This window comes from Curtobacterium flaccumfaciens pv. betae (genome assembly GCF_026241855.1).
Taxonomy (GTDB): domain Bacteria; phylum Actinomycetota; class Actinomycetes; order Actinomycetales; family Microbacteriaceae; genus Curtobacterium; species Curtobacterium flaccumfaciens.
In genome coordinates this window covers 2,809,880-2,824,736 of the sequence record NZ_JAPJDC010000001.1, presented here as the reverse complement: position 1 = coordinate 2,824,736, position 14,857 = coordinate 2,809,880, and the positions used below count along the sequence as shown (strand labels likewise).

The 14,857-nt window shown below is 64.3% G+C and carries 13 protein-coding genes; 6 read left to right on the top strand and 7 right to left on the bottom strand.

Annotated elements, in window-relative coordinates:
* Nucleotides 1-100: 100 nt before the first annotated feature.
* Together ORG17_RS13260 and ORG17_RS13255 are read right to left on the bottom strand one after the other, a co-directional pair.
* Complete coding sequence (locus ORG17_RS13260) at nt 101-1,426, bottom strand: sugar ABC transporter substrate-binding protein (protein WP_214527740.1); 1,326 nt, start codon at nt 1,424-1,426, stop codon at nt 101-103.
* Between the two features lie 45 nt (nt 1,427-1,471).
* Nucleotides 1,472-2,515 (bottom strand): glycoside hydrolase family protein, encoded by a 1,044-nt coding sequence (locus tag ORG17_RS13255; protein ID WP_214527741.1) that lies wholly within the window; start codon nt 2,513-2,515, stop codon nt 1,472-1,474.
* Between the two features lie 187 nt (nt 2,516-2,702).
* Here ORG17_RS13255 and ORG17_RS13250 point away from each other — a divergent pair, with 187 nt between their 5' ends.
* Nucleotides 2,703-3,755, top strand: a complete 1,053-nt coding sequence (locus ORG17_RS13250; RefSeq protein WP_214527742.1) for a LacI family DNA-binding transcriptional regulator — start codon at nt 2,703-2,705, stop codon at nt 3,753-3,755.
* A 1,734-nt stretch (nt 3,756-5,489) separates the two neighbouring features.
* On the opposite strand, the gene ORG17_RS13245 is transcribed toward ORG17_RS13250, so the two are convergent.
* The 4 genes from ORG17_RS13245 to ORG17_RS18400 form a co-directional block, all read right to left on the bottom strand.
* A complete protein-coding gene (locus ORG17_RS13245) occupies nt 5,490-6,230 on the bottom strand; it encodes an expansin EXLX1 family cellulose-binding protein (protein ID WP_214527743.1) in 741 nt (246 codons plus the stop codon).
* Between the two features lie 273 nt (nt 6,231-6,503).
* Nucleotides 6,504-7,097: a TetR/AcrR family transcriptional regulator gene (locus ORG17_RS13240; RefSeq protein WP_214527744.1), complete on the bottom strand. Its 594-nt coding sequence runs from the start codon at nt 7,095-7,097 to the stop codon at nt 6,504-6,506.
* A 207-nt stretch (nt 7,098-7,304) separates the two neighbouring features.
* Nucleotides 7,305-8,012 (bottom strand): GH12 family glycosyl hydrolase domain-containing protein, encoded by a 708-nt coding sequence (locus ORG17_RS18530; RefSeq protein ID WP_367616872.1) that lies wholly within the window; start codon nt 8,010-8,012, stop codon nt 7,305-7,307.
* A 69-nt stretch (nt 8,013-8,081) separates the two neighbouring features.
* On the bottom strand, nt 8,082-8,804 hold the full coding sequence (locus ORG17_RS18400) for a histone-like nucleoid-structuring protein Lsr2 (protein WP_307859326.1): 723 nt from the start codon (nt 8,802-8,804) through the stop codon (nt 8,082-8,084).
* Nucleotides 8,805-8,927: 123 nt separating this feature from the next.
* Between ORG17_RS18400 and ORG17_RS18395 the strand changes: the two genes are divergently transcribed.
* Nucleotides 8,928-9,179: a DUF1016 N-terminal domain-containing protein gene (locus ORG17_RS18395; protein WP_307859328.1), complete on the top strand. Its 252-nt coding sequence runs from the start codon at nt 8,928-8,930 to the stop codon at nt 9,177-9,179.
* A gap of 78 nt (nt 9,180-9,257) precedes the next feature.
* Nucleotides 9,258-9,800 (top strand): PDDEXK nuclease domain-containing protein, encoded by a 543-nt coding sequence (locus tag ORG17_RS18390; RefSeq protein ID WP_307859329.1) that lies wholly within the window; start codon nt 9,258-9,260, stop codon nt 9,798-9,800.
* 488 nt (nt 9,801-10,288) lie between these two features.
* Here ORG17_RS18390 and ORG17_RS13225 read toward each other — a convergent pair whose 3' ends face one another.
* The gene (locus ORG17_RS13225; protein ID WP_214527746.1) at nt 10,289-12,055 is read right to left on the bottom strand and encodes an acyltransferase family protein; all 1,767 of its coding nucleotides are present in this window, start codon (nt 12,053-12,055) and stop codon (nt 10,289-10,291) included.
* Between the two features lie 122 nt (nt 12,056-12,177).
* Here ORG17_RS13225 and ORG17_RS18525 point away from each other — a divergent pair, with 122 nt between their 5' ends.
* The 3 genes from ORG17_RS18525 (at nt 12,178) to ORG17_RS13215 (ending at nt 14,249) form a co-directional block, all read left to right on the top strand.
* Nucleotides 12,178-12,489: a GNAT family N-acetyltransferase gene (locus ORG17_RS18525; RefSeq protein WP_367616854.1), complete on the top strand. Its 312-nt coding sequence runs from the start codon at nt 12,178-12,180 to the stop codon at nt 12,487-12,489.
* A 172-nt stretch (nt 12,490-12,661) separates the two neighbouring features.
* Nucleotides 12,662-13,126 (top strand): AAA family ATPase, encoded by a 465-nt coding sequence (locus tag ORG17_RS13220; protein ID WP_214527748.1) that lies wholly within the window; start codon nt 12,662-12,664, stop codon nt 13,124-13,126.
* 934 nt (nt 13,127-14,060) lie between these two features.
* Nucleotides 14,061-14,249 (top strand): hypothetical protein, encoded by a 189-nt coding sequence (locus ORG17_RS13215; RefSeq protein WP_214586076.1) that lies wholly within the window; start codon nt 14,061-14,063, stop codon nt 14,247-14,249.
* The last annotated feature ends 608 nt before the right edge of the window (nt 14,250-14,857 follow it).

The window sequence follows — 14,857 nt, the reverse complement described above, 5'->3', positions numbered from 1 at the left end:
CGACTGGGGACTGGGCGTGCTGGTCACTGGTGCTCCTGGTCGTCCTGTTCGGGGGCGGTACCGGTGGAGACGTCGGGCAGGCCGACGTCTCCACCGCCGATCACTTGTAGTCGTTGCTGTCGGAGAAGGCTTGGTCGATGGACTGGGCTGCGGTGGTCAGCTGCTCCTTCGCGTCGGCGCCGCCCCAGGCCGCGGAGAGCGCACTGGCGAACTTCGAGGTGATGACCGGGTAGCCCGGGGTCACCGGTCGGTAGACCGCGATACAGGAGTCCGTGATCGCCGTGGCGGGGCAGGACTGCTCGAGCTGTTGCCCCCAGAGGGCGAGGGCACCACCGGGCTGGTAGTCGGCCTGCTTGTCGAACACGGACTTCGTCGCTGCCGGAGCACCGTTCGCGTCCGTGATCGCCTTGACGCTGGTGTCGTTGAGCAGGTAGTCCATGAAGGCACCTGCGGCCTTGCCGTTCTTGGTGGCCGAGCTCATGCCCCAGGTCCAGGACCCGGCGCCGACCTTCTCACCCTTGCCGAAGTTCGGCAGCGGCAGGGCCACGAGGTTGCTGCCGGCCGCCTTCGAGTAGGCCGGGTAGTTCCAGTGTCCGCTGAGGCTCAGCGCGACGCGGCCGTTCTGGAAGGCGTTGCCGTCCGTGTTCGCGTCGACGTAGGGCTTCCAGGACGCGATGTCCTCGAGGGCCTTGACCGAGGCAGCGGAGTTCAGCACACCAGTGGCCTTGTCGCCCTGGACGAGGTTGCCCCCGGCAGACTGGACCATCGGCGAGAAGCCGTACGTGCCCCACTCGGCGTTCATCGACGCTTCGGTGAGGTCGAGCGCTTTCCCTGAGGAGTTCGCCGCGGCGAGCTTCTTCAGCGCCGCCGAGAACTGTTCCGGCGTCCACGCAGTGGACGGCGAAGTCGGGAGCTGAACACCGGCGGCCTTGAGGAGCTTCTTGTTGCCGTAGAGGCCCATCGCCGAGCTGTACTGCGCGAGGCCGTAGAGCTTGCCGTTGTCGGTACCCTCGGCGATCGAGCCGCTCGTGGCGTTGCTGACGGTGGACTTCGACACGTAGTCGCTGAGCGGAGTGAGCTTGCCGTTGTAGACGTAGCTCGCGAGCGTCGGGCCGTCGATCTCGAGCACATCCGGCAACTTGTTCGTCGGGGTGCTCGTCACGGTGCTGGTGTAGGTGTCGCCGGAGATGAGCTTCAGGGTCGCCTTCACCTTCTTCTGTGACGCGTTGAAGCCCTTGACGGCGTTCTGGATGGCCGCGACCTCGGAGTCCTGGCCCTGGTGGCCCCAGACGACGATGCTGCCGGTCCCGCTGCCAGCAGCACTGCTGGAAGCGGAGCCGGAGGAGCAGCCGGTGAGGGCGGCAGCGGCGACCGCGGCGAGGGCGATGACCGTTCCTGTCCGGCGGACGAGGGACGTGGTGTGCATGGTTCTCCTTGAGTGGGATCGGGTGTCGGGCGACGGGACGGGCGTTCACGGAGCGGCCCTACCGCTGCCGGCGGGGCAGGGCTGGGGCTGGGGCCGGGGCTGGGCCGTGGGCGTCGCTGGACGGAGGGCCAGCCGACCGTCGACGACGTGCACGTCGACCGGGTCGCGCAGGAAGCCGGGGAGGGGTTCTCCGGCGCGGCCGTTCGCGAAAGTCATCAGGACGGGTGAGCCGTCCCGACGACGGACGACCCGGCCCGAGTAGCACGTCACGTCGGTCAGCGGCTCGGCGTCCGTCACGTCGAACGGGCCGAAGGGCCCGTCGATCGGGACCGACCAGGTGCCCGGTGTCTCGTCGGCGCGTGGATTGGCCGTGCTGAGGGCGTCAGCGGGGCAGGAGAACACCAGGAACCAGGCGCCGTCGACCTGCACGACCTGCGGTACCTCGAGGTGGACGAAGCCTGATCCGGGTGAGGTCAGCGGTGGCTGTACCTCCCAGCGCTCGAGGTCGGTGGACGTCGCGTGTCCGATGACTCCGCGGTCGTCGAGCGGTCCCTCGGTGGAGCGGGCGGTGACGAGCATGTGCCAGAGCCCGCCAGAAGGGTCCTCGTGGACCCATGGGTCGCGCCAGGCCTCTTCCGGGAAGAGTGCGCCGTCGACGTCGGGGTCGTTGCCGAGGGTCTCGTACCAGCGGGGGTCGGCGCGCGTCACAGGGCCGGGCAGCTTCTGCCAGGTGACGAGGTCGTCGGACACGGCGACCCCGACCGTCTCGATGTTGGTGTGGACGGGCTCGTCCTCGAGGAACCATGTGCCGGTGTAGAACATCCACCAGCGGTCGTCCTGGCCGCGCACGACGCTCCCGGTCCAGGTCGCCGTTCCGTCGAACGCGTTGTCGGGACCGGGCCCGAACGGTCCGTCCAGGATCTCCCAGTCGACGAGGTCGTCGGAGACGGCATGACCGATGCGGGCTGCACGGTGTCGACGGTGCTCGTCGCCGAGCGACCGCGGTGCGTGGAGGAAGAACACGTGGTGGCGGTCGCCGTCATCGGCGAACCAGAAGTCCCACACCCAGTGGTCGGGGAGCCTCAGCACGGGAGCACCGTTGCCCGGAAGCGGCGTTGGCCGTCGGTCGAGGGAAGGTAGTGCACGGGGTTCCACCACTCATCATCGAGGGGTTCACCGCCTTGGTGAACCGGTTAATCACAAATGGTGTACCGGTTCACCATAGTCTGTCAAGCCCGTATGCTGGAGAGGTGCGAACAATGACGACGAGGTCGAGATGAGCGCTCGTCGAGTGACGCTCTCCGACGTCGCCGCTCGCGTCGGGCTGTCCAAGGCAGCCGTCTCGCAGGTGCTCAATTCCCACCCGGCATCGCGCGTCTCCGTCGACGCAGCAGCCCGCATCCGTGCCGCAGCGGGCGAACTCGGTTACCGGCCGAACCTCACCGCACGGTCACTCACCACCCGCCGGTCCGGTGTCATCGGACTCGTCTCCGAGGCCATCACGACCGATCGGTTCGGGTCGGGCATGATCCGCGGCGCCCTCGCCGAGGCGAAGCGCCAGGGATACGTCCTCTTCATCACCGAGACCGAGGACCAGCAGGACGGGATCGTCTCGTCGTTCGGCGTGCTCGTCGACCACCAGGTGGACGGGCTTATCTACGCTTCGATCCGACCGCACGCCGTCGAGCTCCCTGAGATCAACGCGGACATCCCCGTCGTCATGCTCAACGCAGTCGCATCCCGTCCGACCGCCACCGTCCTCGCTGATGAGCACGCCGGCGGCGAGTCGATCGTGCGGCTCCTGCTCGACGCCGGCCACACCGAGGACGTCGTCATCATCGGCCGCGATCGGTCCGTACGTCCGGATTGGACCACCCGCGCGATCGAACGGCGCCTCGCCGGGATATCGGCGGCCCTCGCGGCCCATGACGTTGTGCCGATAAATGAAATCGACATGCCCGAGTGGGATCCCGACCACGGTTACGAAGCCATGCGGGGGCTGCTTGCCAGCGGCCGTCGCCCTGGAGCGGTGATCGCCCTGAACGACCGGCTCGCCTTCGGTGTCTACCGTGCGCTGACCGAAGCAGGACTCCGGGTCTCCGAAGACGTCTCAGTCGTTTCCTTCGACGACGACGACATCGCACTGTACCTCGAACCGACCCTCACCACCGCGGCACTGCCGTACGAGGAGATGGGGGCCCTGGCGGTCCGCATCCTCCTTGACCCGGACTTGACCGTCGGAGAACAGCTCGTCCAAATGCCGATCCGGGTGCGCGGTTCGGTATCCGCAGTCCCGCCGGAGCTGAAATCGTTCGACAGGCCCCACTGAGTCTCTCGAGTGCCAGCACACCAGGCCAAATCGCGCCCCTTGAAGCGCTGAAGCCGGACTTTCGCATGAATGAAACTGCGCGTCGCCAATCTCGTCCGATCGTGCATTCGCTCGCAGTACTCCTGAGCCTCACCTTGTTGGCATACGCGGCTACGGCGGTGCTCCACGGCAGTGAAAGAACGGCGTCAGGGCTAGCGAGGCGATAGCGACAGAACCGAACAAGAGAGCGCATCTCCCTAGCTGCTCCTTCCTTGCTTTCGCCGACAGTCGCTCGACAGTTGAGTTGCAGCACCTCCACGCACCCTTCAGCTGCTGTGTACTCGCTCGGTCACAAGCGAGCCCTTGTTGTTCCATTATGGCTAGACGATCGAACGAAATATTACGACGGGCAGGTCCTGCAGAAACGGGCCAGGACCCGTTGCCTGTAACCCGAGCGCGATGGGTACCCCAAAACTTCGAGATATATTGATATGGCATCACGTATGCGATTCGTGGTGTTTGAACCACCCTGCACGCCCTCCTGGCACTCGTTGCAATCGTCGTCGCGGCGCTGCTGCTCAGCGTCCTCGGACCCCCTGGCGCGGCTAGTGCTGCAATTCCAGGCCGGGTAGGGCTGCGCCCTTGGCGCGGGGAAGGCGGTCCGAATGCAGCATTGCGGCGACTGCACTGCAGGCGTCGTACTGAAAAAGAACGGCATCTTTGCATTTCTTTCGGCAAAGGAGCGCGCTACACGGTACGTAGTGATTGTAAAGCAGTGTGTGAGTACACTGAACGAGGGCATTCTTGCGGGTACCGACCCTGTTAGTCAGGTTATCCGAACGGATCCCGACCATGATATTGCGCTCGCACGAGTAGACCCGCTTGCGCACCAGTAAACCCTTCTGCCACCACACTACCTTTGGTGTCACCTGTAACCGTTCCTACACCTACACTCCACGCGCAGCGGGGCGCGTCATCCTCTCTGACCCACGGACACGTGGCGACGGAGCAATCACGTTCAATGGTTCGGGAGATCCGCGTGCAGACGAACACTTCTTCACCAGCGGGGCAATGCCTGGGGTTAATTGCGACGTCGTGGCAACCAGAATTCCGAGCTTGTCAACGTGAGCGCGGCTTGGTCTCCCTCGGGCGGCTCGCAATAATTCTTTCTCGCCCATCCCTGGCGATTCTTGTGGGCCCGTTGTGTCGACGACCGGGAAATTCTACGCCATCCTCACCGATGCTGGAAATCAAACGACTGACCCGGCGATTCAGAACCTGATCGCTTAAGGGGATTCCTCGAAGGTCTTTGCATTTGCGCGGCGATACTTCATTGCTCCACCAAGCTGAGACGCGGCTTACTTAGCTCTCGCCGCCAGCATGCCTCCCGACGCTGTACGCGTCCGTCTCTCGTTGACGCTACCGACACCTATATTGACGAAGCGCGCTGAACGCCCCGCGATCTGACCCACTCAAGGCACACTTCCGCCCGTCGTGGTGCGGGTGGCGTTTAGCGGTTGGTAAAAGAGGCTAAGTCCACGGTTGTCCAGCCCTCAGGAGGCCCGCCGAGCAGGAGCAACTTGGTTACGAGCTCGTCGACGTGCGTTGCGTCCAGAATGCCGCCGGGATGCAGCGTGATCCAATGCCGCTTGTTCATGTGGTCTGCGGGGCTGGTGTCGTCGTGTTGCTCGCGGAGGGACTCGAGTCCGTCGGACCTGCCTTGATGACGACGAAGGGTTCCCCCGCTGACCGCCGTCAACCGTATAGCCGGGACTTTGTCGGCTGGACTTTCCCGGGTTTCAAGGGAACGTTGTGGAGCGCCACGCGATGTCCGAGCACGTCGCGAACCTGAACCAAGTACGGCCCGTTGCCAGCTCCACGCGGTGCGAGCCAGTACCCGTATTCCGTCCGGGTCATCGACAGACTCCGACCGTGGCCGCTGATCGTAACCGAACGGATCGCATTCCCGTTGTTGATGACCTGCAATGCCGCCCAATATGCGGAAGACCCCTCCTTGAACCGCAGAGCGAGGGGAGGCACAGTCGGGTTCTTGACCAACTTAAACCGCACCGGGATCTTGCCAGAATTGTAGTTTCCTATCCTCCGGAATGCGGCGTCGCTGAGGTCGAGGTGGCCGGGTCCGCACTCGTGGCACTGGTCCATCACGGCCACGCGGACCTTGGCCTTTGGCCCGGTGACGTCGAGGAACGTCCCGCATCCGGCGCCGTGCCGGTACTTGTCGGGCCCGACGGCGACGTAGAGATCGTCCTTCGGGAGCGCTGGGAATGAGCAGTTGCCGTTGGTCCCGCCGCCACCCGGTCCGAAGTCGTAGTGTGTTGCGAACCCGGACGACGCAGTGGCGTCCGCGATATTTGCCGACTCCACTCTTGGGGTATGCGCCGGAACTTCGGCTCGAGCAGTAGCAAACCCGAGCGCGACAGTCGCGACGAGCACGCCGCCGAGGGCCGTCGTAATAACTCGGATAGCGCGGATCATTTGCAGCTCCTTGACCGCTGCTGGGCGTTCTGGGCGCCGCCAGTCAAATACGTCTGGAACTGTACATCTATCGGACCGATTGCGCTTGTTTCAGCGATAGTCGACAGGGTTTTGGTTGTCGCGGCGAGTGAGAGTGTTGAATTTGCGATCAACAGCTTTGGCAGCACCGAAGTATTGCGCCTTACATGATTCACCATTGTTTTCAACTTTCGTCTCTCCTTCGTGAAAAAGTGTCGACGGTGGGATTATTCCGCCGCACTGCTGAATCCCTCCTCATACACACTTGAGGGCGAGAGTTACTGCCTCGGTAAGTGCGTGTCGTGGGTCTTCATCGGTGTGGGAAGCCCACCAAGCGAGGGCGGCTGTCGCGGCAGAGGCGAGTAGATGCGCAATCACGAAGGTTCGGAAATTATCCGGAGAGCCACCGTCGCGAGTGCTCAAGAACCATACGGTCGGCGGGATCAGTGACTGCAGGTAGAAACCACTCTCCCCGGCCACTGCGGGCTGCGTCGCGAGGATTTGGACTCGTAAACGCATCCTTGCGAGGGCCTCGTCCGAGAGGTCGCCTATAGCGCGGTAGGCGGTTTCGAGTGCGGCTTTGAGCGGCGTGTCTCGGTGTGCATCTGTAAAGGAGAAGAGTAGGCGTTCCGCGCAAGCGTCTAAATCGCCGTAAATGATCGAGGCCTTGGTTGGAAACATTCGCTCCAAGTTGTGTTTGCTGATGTCAGCAACGTCCGCAATATCCTCGATAGTGACGTGTTCGTAGCCGTACTCGCGGAACAGATCTAACGCGACAACTGCCACATTCTCCTTGTTAATATGAGCTCTATCACCTGGATGATTTCGCATATACACCTTTCTCGGCACGCTTTGGTGCCTGTTGGCGGGCGTTTTTCCCAAATCTGTTGACTGCGTGGCGGGTGCGTCGCATGGCCAAATGTGCAGCCTCCGGGCCGCTCTTGCGCCGCTCCGAGGTGGTGGCGGTGCTAATGTCTTCAGCGTTCGCCGAGCCACCGCACGCAAGACCATTGAAATTCATCCCGAATCTTTGCTGTGCTGATGAGATACTGGAGTTCATCTGCAACTCGCTGTGCGTCGCTCGGACCAATCCCTGATGGTTGCCGATCCGACTCCGTGTTCCACCTCGACCCCGAATTCGGTGCTGATGAGACGAAGGCGCGAGTCTACGTGCGCCCCTGCAGCCTCATGAACAAACTGCATCAGATCCAGAGGGTGACGAAGGGCATCACGATCGGAGACGAAAGACACGACTGGTCCACCAAAGGCTCCGCTACCCTTCCACACGGTCCAATTGTGGCCAGCGATGCTCACAGTGGACACGGGGGTCCCAGCTGGGTTCGCGTCTTGATGTTCTCCCCAAATCATCACTTCGAGAGATGGATGGGTCCGCCAGGACAAGTTGCGGTCGGTGGCGGCCCAAAGATCATACGCGACGTCGTAGCTGCCGGTAGCGTTGAACGCATATTTGAGTTTGCTTTGCATTTTGCAGGAAGGTGGTCCGGCGACTGAGATTGGGAGTTTGTGAGTGCTGAATCGGGGGCTGTCCCAGTGCCACCCGCGGACAACGGATGGGTAAGCTTGCACGCTGTTCCCTGATCCCTTCCAGTTCCATTGGAAGTCGGCGTGACCGTCTCTTCGTCGGATCCCCTGTTCGCCGTTGGTCCCGCCACCCCAGGAATTGTTGTAAATGTAGCTATCCTGATCAAAGATGTGCAGCTTGGCGTTGGAGGCAGTGCTCCAGGTGGATGTTCCGGAAAGCATGCTGATAGCAGACGTGGCAACCAGTAGTGTGGTTGCCAGTTTCTTGATCCGCATAGGCAACTCCTCGCGTTAGGGGGCTGCGCGGTCTTCGCTGCTGCCCGTCGTGGGTTCGACAGACGATCGTCTGGTGAACGAAACGCTAGAGGTAGTGGAACGACTTGTCCACCTCCAGGATCGCTCCAATGCGGCGGCTGTACGAAGAGGCAGGAATGGGCCGTCTGATATTGGAATGCTGGGTCGTCCCAGGGCTTGCCAGCTGTCTTTCTGGGGGAGCGGCGTCAGTGGGAAGCGTGGTAGGCGTCGCGGACGGCCTCGACTGACGCGGATGCGGGAGGAGGCTTCGTGGCCGTTGGCGATGGCCCATTCGCGGATTTTCGCGAGCTCTTCCGAGTTCCCACGCTTCGGATTGCTGCTGCTGCCTGCACGGCCGGAGCCCCCGCCCACCTTGCGGGCGGTGGAGATACAGTCGGAGAACGCTCCGCGGAGCGCGTCGGCGTTGTCATCGGTGAGGTCGATTTCGTAGTGCGCACCGTCGAAGCCGAACGTGATGGTGCGGCCCTTACTGTTGTAGATGGTGTCGTCGGTGGTCGTCGACGAGGTGCGTGGTGACTTTCTGTGCCTTGGGAGGTCGCCTTCCGCTCGGGGATCCTCCCCGCCCTGGCATAGTTGATCCCGTAGAACACTTCGTTCGTGCTTCTGGAGGTCCGTTGGTCGGGCAGACTGAGCGTGATGTCTGATTCGTCGCCAGCCGTATCCGGGTATGCCGCTGCACTTGCCGAGCTGAAGCGGCAAGTGCGTGCTGCCCGATTTGCGGCGCAGCGCCGCGTGAATACCGAACTCATTCGTCTGTAGTGAATACCGAACTCATTCGTCTGTACTGGGGGATCGGTGCGACGATCCTGCAGCGGCAGGGCGATGAAGGATGGGGGCAGCAACGTCATCGGCCGGCTCGCGACGGATCTGCGTGCTGAGTTCCCGGAGATGAAGGGCTTCTCCCCGCGGAACCTCGCGTACATGCGCGCGTTCGCTGCCGCGTGGCCGGATGAGCAGATTCTGCAACAGGCTGTTGCACAACTGCCCTGGGGGCACATGACAGTCCTCCTCGATCGGCTCGATGACCACGAGCTCCGGGACTGGTACGCCGGCCAGGCGGCCGACCACGGGTGATCCCGGAACGTCCTCGAGCACCAGATCCGTTCCGAAGCGCACACCCGGCTCCAGGCGGCGCCGACGAACTTCGCCGACGTGCTCCCGCCGGGCGACTCGGATCTGGCGCAGCAGATCACGAAGGACCCGTACGTGCTGGACTTCCTCGCCCTCGACGGTGACGCAAAGGAACGCCACCTCGAGCAGGCACTCGTCGACCGGATCATCGACACCCTCCGCGAGCTCGGCGAGGGGTTCGCGTTCGTCGGCAGGCAGGTGCACTTCGACGTCGACGGGGACGACTTCTACGTCGACCTGCTGTTCTTCCACGTCGAGCAGCTCCGGTACGTCGTGATCGAGCTCAAGACCGGGAAGTTCAAGCCCGAGTACCTCGGCCAGCTCGGCTTCTACGTCGCACTCGTCGACGACAAACTCCGCCGACCCCAGCACGCCGACACCGTGGGCCTGTTGCTGGTCGCGGACAAGAACGACGCCGTCGTCCGGTACTCCCTCGCGGGACAGCCGGCCCCGATCGGTGTCGCCAACTACGATCTGCTGCCACCCGGCGTGCGAGCAGCGTTGCCGTCGGAGAAGGACCTCGCTGCCGCCCTCGCGGCGGAAGCCGACCTCGAGGGCCTATAGCAGGAGGGCCGACCGGCGGTGAGCGAGCTCCCACGTGGCAGGGGGTATCCCGGGTGGTGCAGCGCGGAAAGTAGGCATGGTCCCCTCATATGCCGACTGGTGACTCGTCGGTCCTCGCGTCAAGATTGAGCGAATGCGCAGCAATGCGCAACGGCGGTCCACGATCCATGCTCGCTTGAGAACGATCGCTGGGGTCACCCTCGGTGCCGTAATGGCGATAGGGCCGGCAGCTACTTTCACTGCCACCGCTGATGCCGCAGAAGCGTGTCCGGCCGTTTCTTTCATCGGTGTGCGCGGGAGCTGGGAAGACGCAGGTACCGAGACAAGTGCAAGCGGCAGCTTCTATCAGAGCGGCGGGTTCGGCCACCAGGAGGGTTTCAATCAGTTCTGAGCCTGGCGTGTCGAACTCTCCGGCGCACCTGGTCAGAAATGATCGTTTCTGGCGGACGGACCAATGTGCGCCAGGTGCCGCCGTGGTTTTGGCCCAGTCATGACACGTGCCGAAGTGCAGCGCGGATTGCAGCTGCGTAGCGTTCGCCGCCAGCCGGCCCAGGGTGAATTCCGTCCGGTGCAATGAGATTTGGATGCTTCTGGGCGACGGAGTGCCAGTCGGCAACGCGGACGTTCGAGTGATGCGCCGCGGCGCGGCGAATTTCGGTGTTCACGGTGTCCTGCCATGCGACGGGTGCGGAGACGGTGACGAGGACCACCTCACGGTGACCGGCTGCACGGATCGCGGCCTCGAGGTCCGGTGTGCCGCCGACACCGTTGACGCCAAGGCCGAGGATGACGGTCCTCGTCGATGGCTCTGACCGGATGCGACGGCGAACGAGGTTGGGTGCCGCGATGAGTTGCCGGCTCTCCACGGCATCGATCGTGATGCCAGGGAAACTCTGGCGGAGTCCGCAGGCCGAAGCGAGCATGACCGAGTCGCCGATGGCAACCATGCCTGCTCCCGCCTTCGAGGCGTGCAATGCAGACGGGCTGCAAGATGTGCGCGGAGGCCCGGGGGAGGGCGAGGGTGCACCCCCCGGAAGCACGCTCATCACGCCGAGGGTGACGGCTGCGCAGATGCAGATGCAGATAGCGAGAGTAGCGGTAGCGACCGCAGGTCGGCGAAGGCTCGCGCGGAAACCTTTAGCTCGGATGGGAGCTTCGACCCACCTGAGGCTTGCAGCTCCCGCCAGCACTGCGACGACGACAGCAGCGAGGCGGGCGAACACGTGGGGGAGGTTCGGGGCTGCTCCGGAGACGCTCCAGGAACGGCTGGCAGCGTCTGCGATGACGATCAGCGGGAAGTGCCACAGGTACACGCCGTACGAGCGCCTGCCCAGCCACCCCCAGGGGCCGCGCTCCAACCAATTGCCGACTTGGCGCGGGCTGTGGACCACGCCGATGACCAGAGCTGCCCCCGCCAGAGCGCCGGCGAGCGTGACTGCGGATTGATTCTGCGGCACAGCGGCGGTCGGCAGGAGCGTCAATCCGACCAGGGCGAGGGCCCCAAGGGCCAGGAGAGCACGCGCGCTGGTCGTCGTGACCGTGCGCTGTAGTCGGGGAGTCGAGTGCTTGTGCAGCACGGCGATGGTGGCTCCTACTGCGAGACCGAAGGCGTGCGCTGGAGTGGCCAGGTACGCGGCGTCGAAGTGTTCTCCTGCCGTCAGGATCAGTGGGACAGCCGCGGTGCTGGCAAGCAGTGCGACGAGCGCCCAACGCCCGCGCCCGGGTCGGAGCCAACGCAGTGCGGCGAGGAGCACGAGTGGCCAGAACAGGTAGAACTGTTCTTCGACGGCGAGGGACCAGCAGTTGTCGAAGAGTCGAGAACCTGCGCCGGCGAAGTAGTCGTGCGAGGCGAGCAGCTGTTCCCAGTTGCTGGTGAGCGTGACGACGCCGAGGACTTGCCGCGCAAGGCTGCGGGTGAGGTCGCCGCCGAGCACGGTCGCGATCAGGGTCATCACCGTCACCATCACCAGCGCCGCGGGCAGCAGCCGGCGAGCTCGACGCACAGCAAACGCTCGCAGGGCGAAGGTTCCTGTCGTCTGATGTTCTCGCAGCAGCAAGGTCGTGATCAGGAACCCGCTGAGGACGAAGAACACGTCCACGCCGATGAATCCGCCCGGGGCCATCGTCGGCGCGACGTGGAACGCCATGACGGCGATCAAGCTCGCGGCGCGGAGGCTGTCGAGCCCGTTGAAGTGTCGGCTGGTCGGCGTTGGCGGGGCCGTGGTCGCGTTGCTCAGGGGTGCGGTGGTGCTCACTGGTCCTCGCTCCTGGGTACTTATCTAGACGCTCGTCTAGGTCGGAGGGATCGTAAGCGAGCGGCTCCTAGATCGCCTGCATAGTCCAACCTTCGGCGCCCGCTGCGTACTGCGGGCAGGGTGTGAAATCGGGAACTGTATGGCACCGCTGCCGGCTTTCTGGGCAACGCGTCGTCTCAGAGAGCCGTGAGGCGTTAACCGAGCGGACTCTCAGAACGCAGTTAGCTCCCCCGCTCGAACGAGAGCCGCTGTGGTTGGCCGTGACACAGACATGTCGGGGCAGCTGGCTCGGGCAACGACTGCTGGCATGGGTAGAGCAAAGAGCTGCCGATCGTGGGGCGGTACTCGTGCGGATTGACTGTGCGACGGACAACCTGGGCTTGCGGCGCTCCTACGAACAGCAAGGGTTCGGTATGTCAGCGACGTGTCGGTGACGGCCCTCGAGGGCGGGCGACACTTCGCCTCCAACCTCTACGAACGCGAGCTGGTCCGGTAGTCGATCGGCATTCGGACACGTCGTCAGAAGCCGACGGAGGTATCCACTTCGCTGGTGCTGCGCGTCCATGACCGATAGACAGTGAGCCACGTCCAACGAAGGAGTTGCCGATGCTGGTTCAGGTTTGTGGTCTTCCCGGTGCAGGGAAGTCGACGCTGTCTGCGGCGATCGCGGAGTTGACGCCTTCGCTGACGCTTCGCGTTGATGCGATCGAGGGCGCGATGTGGAAGTACCAGATTCCGCGCGAGCAGTCCGGGATCGCCGCCTACTCGATCATGCATGCCATCGCGGTACCGAATCTGCGGCGAGGACAGATGGTCATTGCGGACGCGGTGAGTGGCGTTGAACCCGCTCGGGCCGGATGGGCGTCGACAGCGGAAGCCGCTGGGGTACCGCTGCGCGTGATCGAGGTCGTGTGTGCAGACGTCGACGAGCACCGTCGCCGGGTGCAGCAGCGTGCGAACGACCTGCCCGGGTTCACCTTGCCGACGTGGGACGAGGTACAGCGCACCGTCGACGAGTACGAGCCTCGCACGGACGATCGACTCGTCATCGACAGCACCCGCCCGCCTTGAAGAGACGGTGCGCCAGGCCCTCGACTACCTCGAGCTCCACGCCCGGTAACGGATCGGCTATTGAGACGCCGGCGGAGCGCGGGTGCGGGTCGAGCCGGGAGGTGTTCTCCCTAGTCCCGGCTCGACCCGCCGGGGCCAGAAGAGTGCGCTGTCCCCATCCAGGGACCGTTCCGGCCCGATCGGTCCGGCACCTGCAGTCAAGGTCCTCGCTCACCATGTGTGCTCGCCTGGCACCGTGTGGCCGGCAGGCGCGATGCCTGGTTGTCCTCCAAAACGGGGACGGATAGGTTCTGTGTGCGAGCCACACCCGATTGGTCTTTCGACCAAGGCTCGTTGGTGAGCATCGACGCTCCGGTCCTGGAGCGTTGCCCTAGCGCTCGGACCGGGGCGCGATTGCTCGCGCCGCTAGCGTTCCTCAGCGAGCGTTGCCTGCCTTGCGCGACAGGTGGGGCACCAGTCGACGTCGTCTGTGGAGCAGCCCCACCCGTACGACTCGGCATGCCCTCGAGCACCGGCATAGCTGACGGCGTTGGGGCCGATCAGTGCCAGCTTTTCCCTGCACTGGTAGCCATCGCAGGTGAGCACGATCGCTGGGTGGATTGCCATGCCGTCTCGTCTCTCCCCGGCGTCAAGCGTCGACGGCGCGGTCTCGGGTGGTGCTCTGGTTGTCTGCGTGGCCGTCAGCGGTGATGGTGTTGGTGTTGGTGGAGCGGATCGTGCCGCGGACGGTGGTCATGGATCCATCTTCACCGATCGCGCCGACACGACCGGTCCGAGTGAGCGTGGGGGCCGGGAGAGGGATGCGCCCTGTCTTCGCTTTGCTGCGCAGGCCATCCAAGGGGCCGTGGTTGGTTCGTTGGCGTCGGTTGCAGCTGCGCGAGATGGCGGGGTCATGGTGGATTGATGATCGGTCTGAGTGTTTACCCTGCTGGTCGTGGATGATGAACTCGGGCGGTTGCGGTGGATGACCGTTGACGAGCTCGCGGCTGCGCGGCGGAGCGTCATCCGCCGGTTGAACCGGCTCGACCGGTCACAGCCGGACGTGGACATGCGGGAAGCGGTCCTACAGCGTGTGATGCAGCAGATTGGCGAAGTGCAGGACGGCCGCCGCCGCGACCGCTGAGGCTGCGGTGTCGGCGGCCGTGGTCATCATCGGTGGCATGCCCGAACACCGGTGGGCGCCGCCCATCCACCCCGATCCACCCGAGGACCAGCCGCTCGGCATAGACGCCCCGCCGGCACCGGAGAAGGGTGTCCGGCTACCCGGCGGTGTGGGTGCGAGTCGAGTTCACCCGGTCCGGCCTACAGACCTGCCTCGGGTTCGTTGAGCAGGCCGACGGCGACGTCGTCTCCGTGCAGCTCGTGCATATGGGCTTCGTGCACCACGTGTGGTTACTCATCGAGCGATCAAGAAGCGGGCTCTGAAGCCGCAAGGGCCCCGCTGATAGGCGGGCGCCGGCGTGGCCGCTGGGTGCCCGAGGAAGCCGTGTCGCTGCCCGCAGACGCCCGCGGTGGGCCGATGGGTGACGTCGTGCCACCGGTGCCCGTGCACGCGTGGATCCGTACCTACCGTGGTGTCGATCGCCGCATGGAAGCGAAGGCAATCGCCGCGACCGCGGCGTGGGTGTGGCGGGCTGCTGTGAAGCACCGCGTGGAGCTCTCAGCAATGTCATAGCCGGATCGCTTGCCGGGCGTCGAGCGGCCCGCATAGCGTGAGTGCTGCACTCCGGT

Excerpts from the sequence above, each read along its gene's own strand:
- ORG17_RS13250 (WP_214527742.1), top strand. The coding sequence starts at position 2,703 with ATGAGCGCTCGTCGAGTGACGCTCTCCGACGTCGCCGCTCGCGTCGGG.
- ORG17_RS13220 (WP_214527748.1), top strand. The coding sequence starts at position 12,662 with ATGCTGGTTCAGGTTTGTGGTCTTCCCGGTGCAGGGAAGTCGACGCTG.
- ORG17_RS13260 (WP_214527740.1), bottom strand. The coding sequence starts at position 1,426 with ATGCACACCACGTCCCTCGTCCGCCGGACAGGAACGGTCATCGCCCTC.
- ORG17_RS18395 (WP_307859328.1), top strand. The coding sequence starts at position 8,928 with ATGAAGGATGGGGGCAGCAACGTCATCGGCCGGCTCGCGACGGATCTG.
- ORG17_RS13245 (WP_214527743.1), bottom strand. The coding sequence starts at position 6,230 with ATGATCCGCGCTATCCGAGTTATTACGACGGCCCTCGGCGGCGTGCTC.
- ORG17_RS18530 (WP_367616872.1), bottom strand. The coding sequence starts at position 8,012 with ATGCTTTCCGGAACATCCACCTGGAGCACTGCCTCCAACGCCAAGCTG.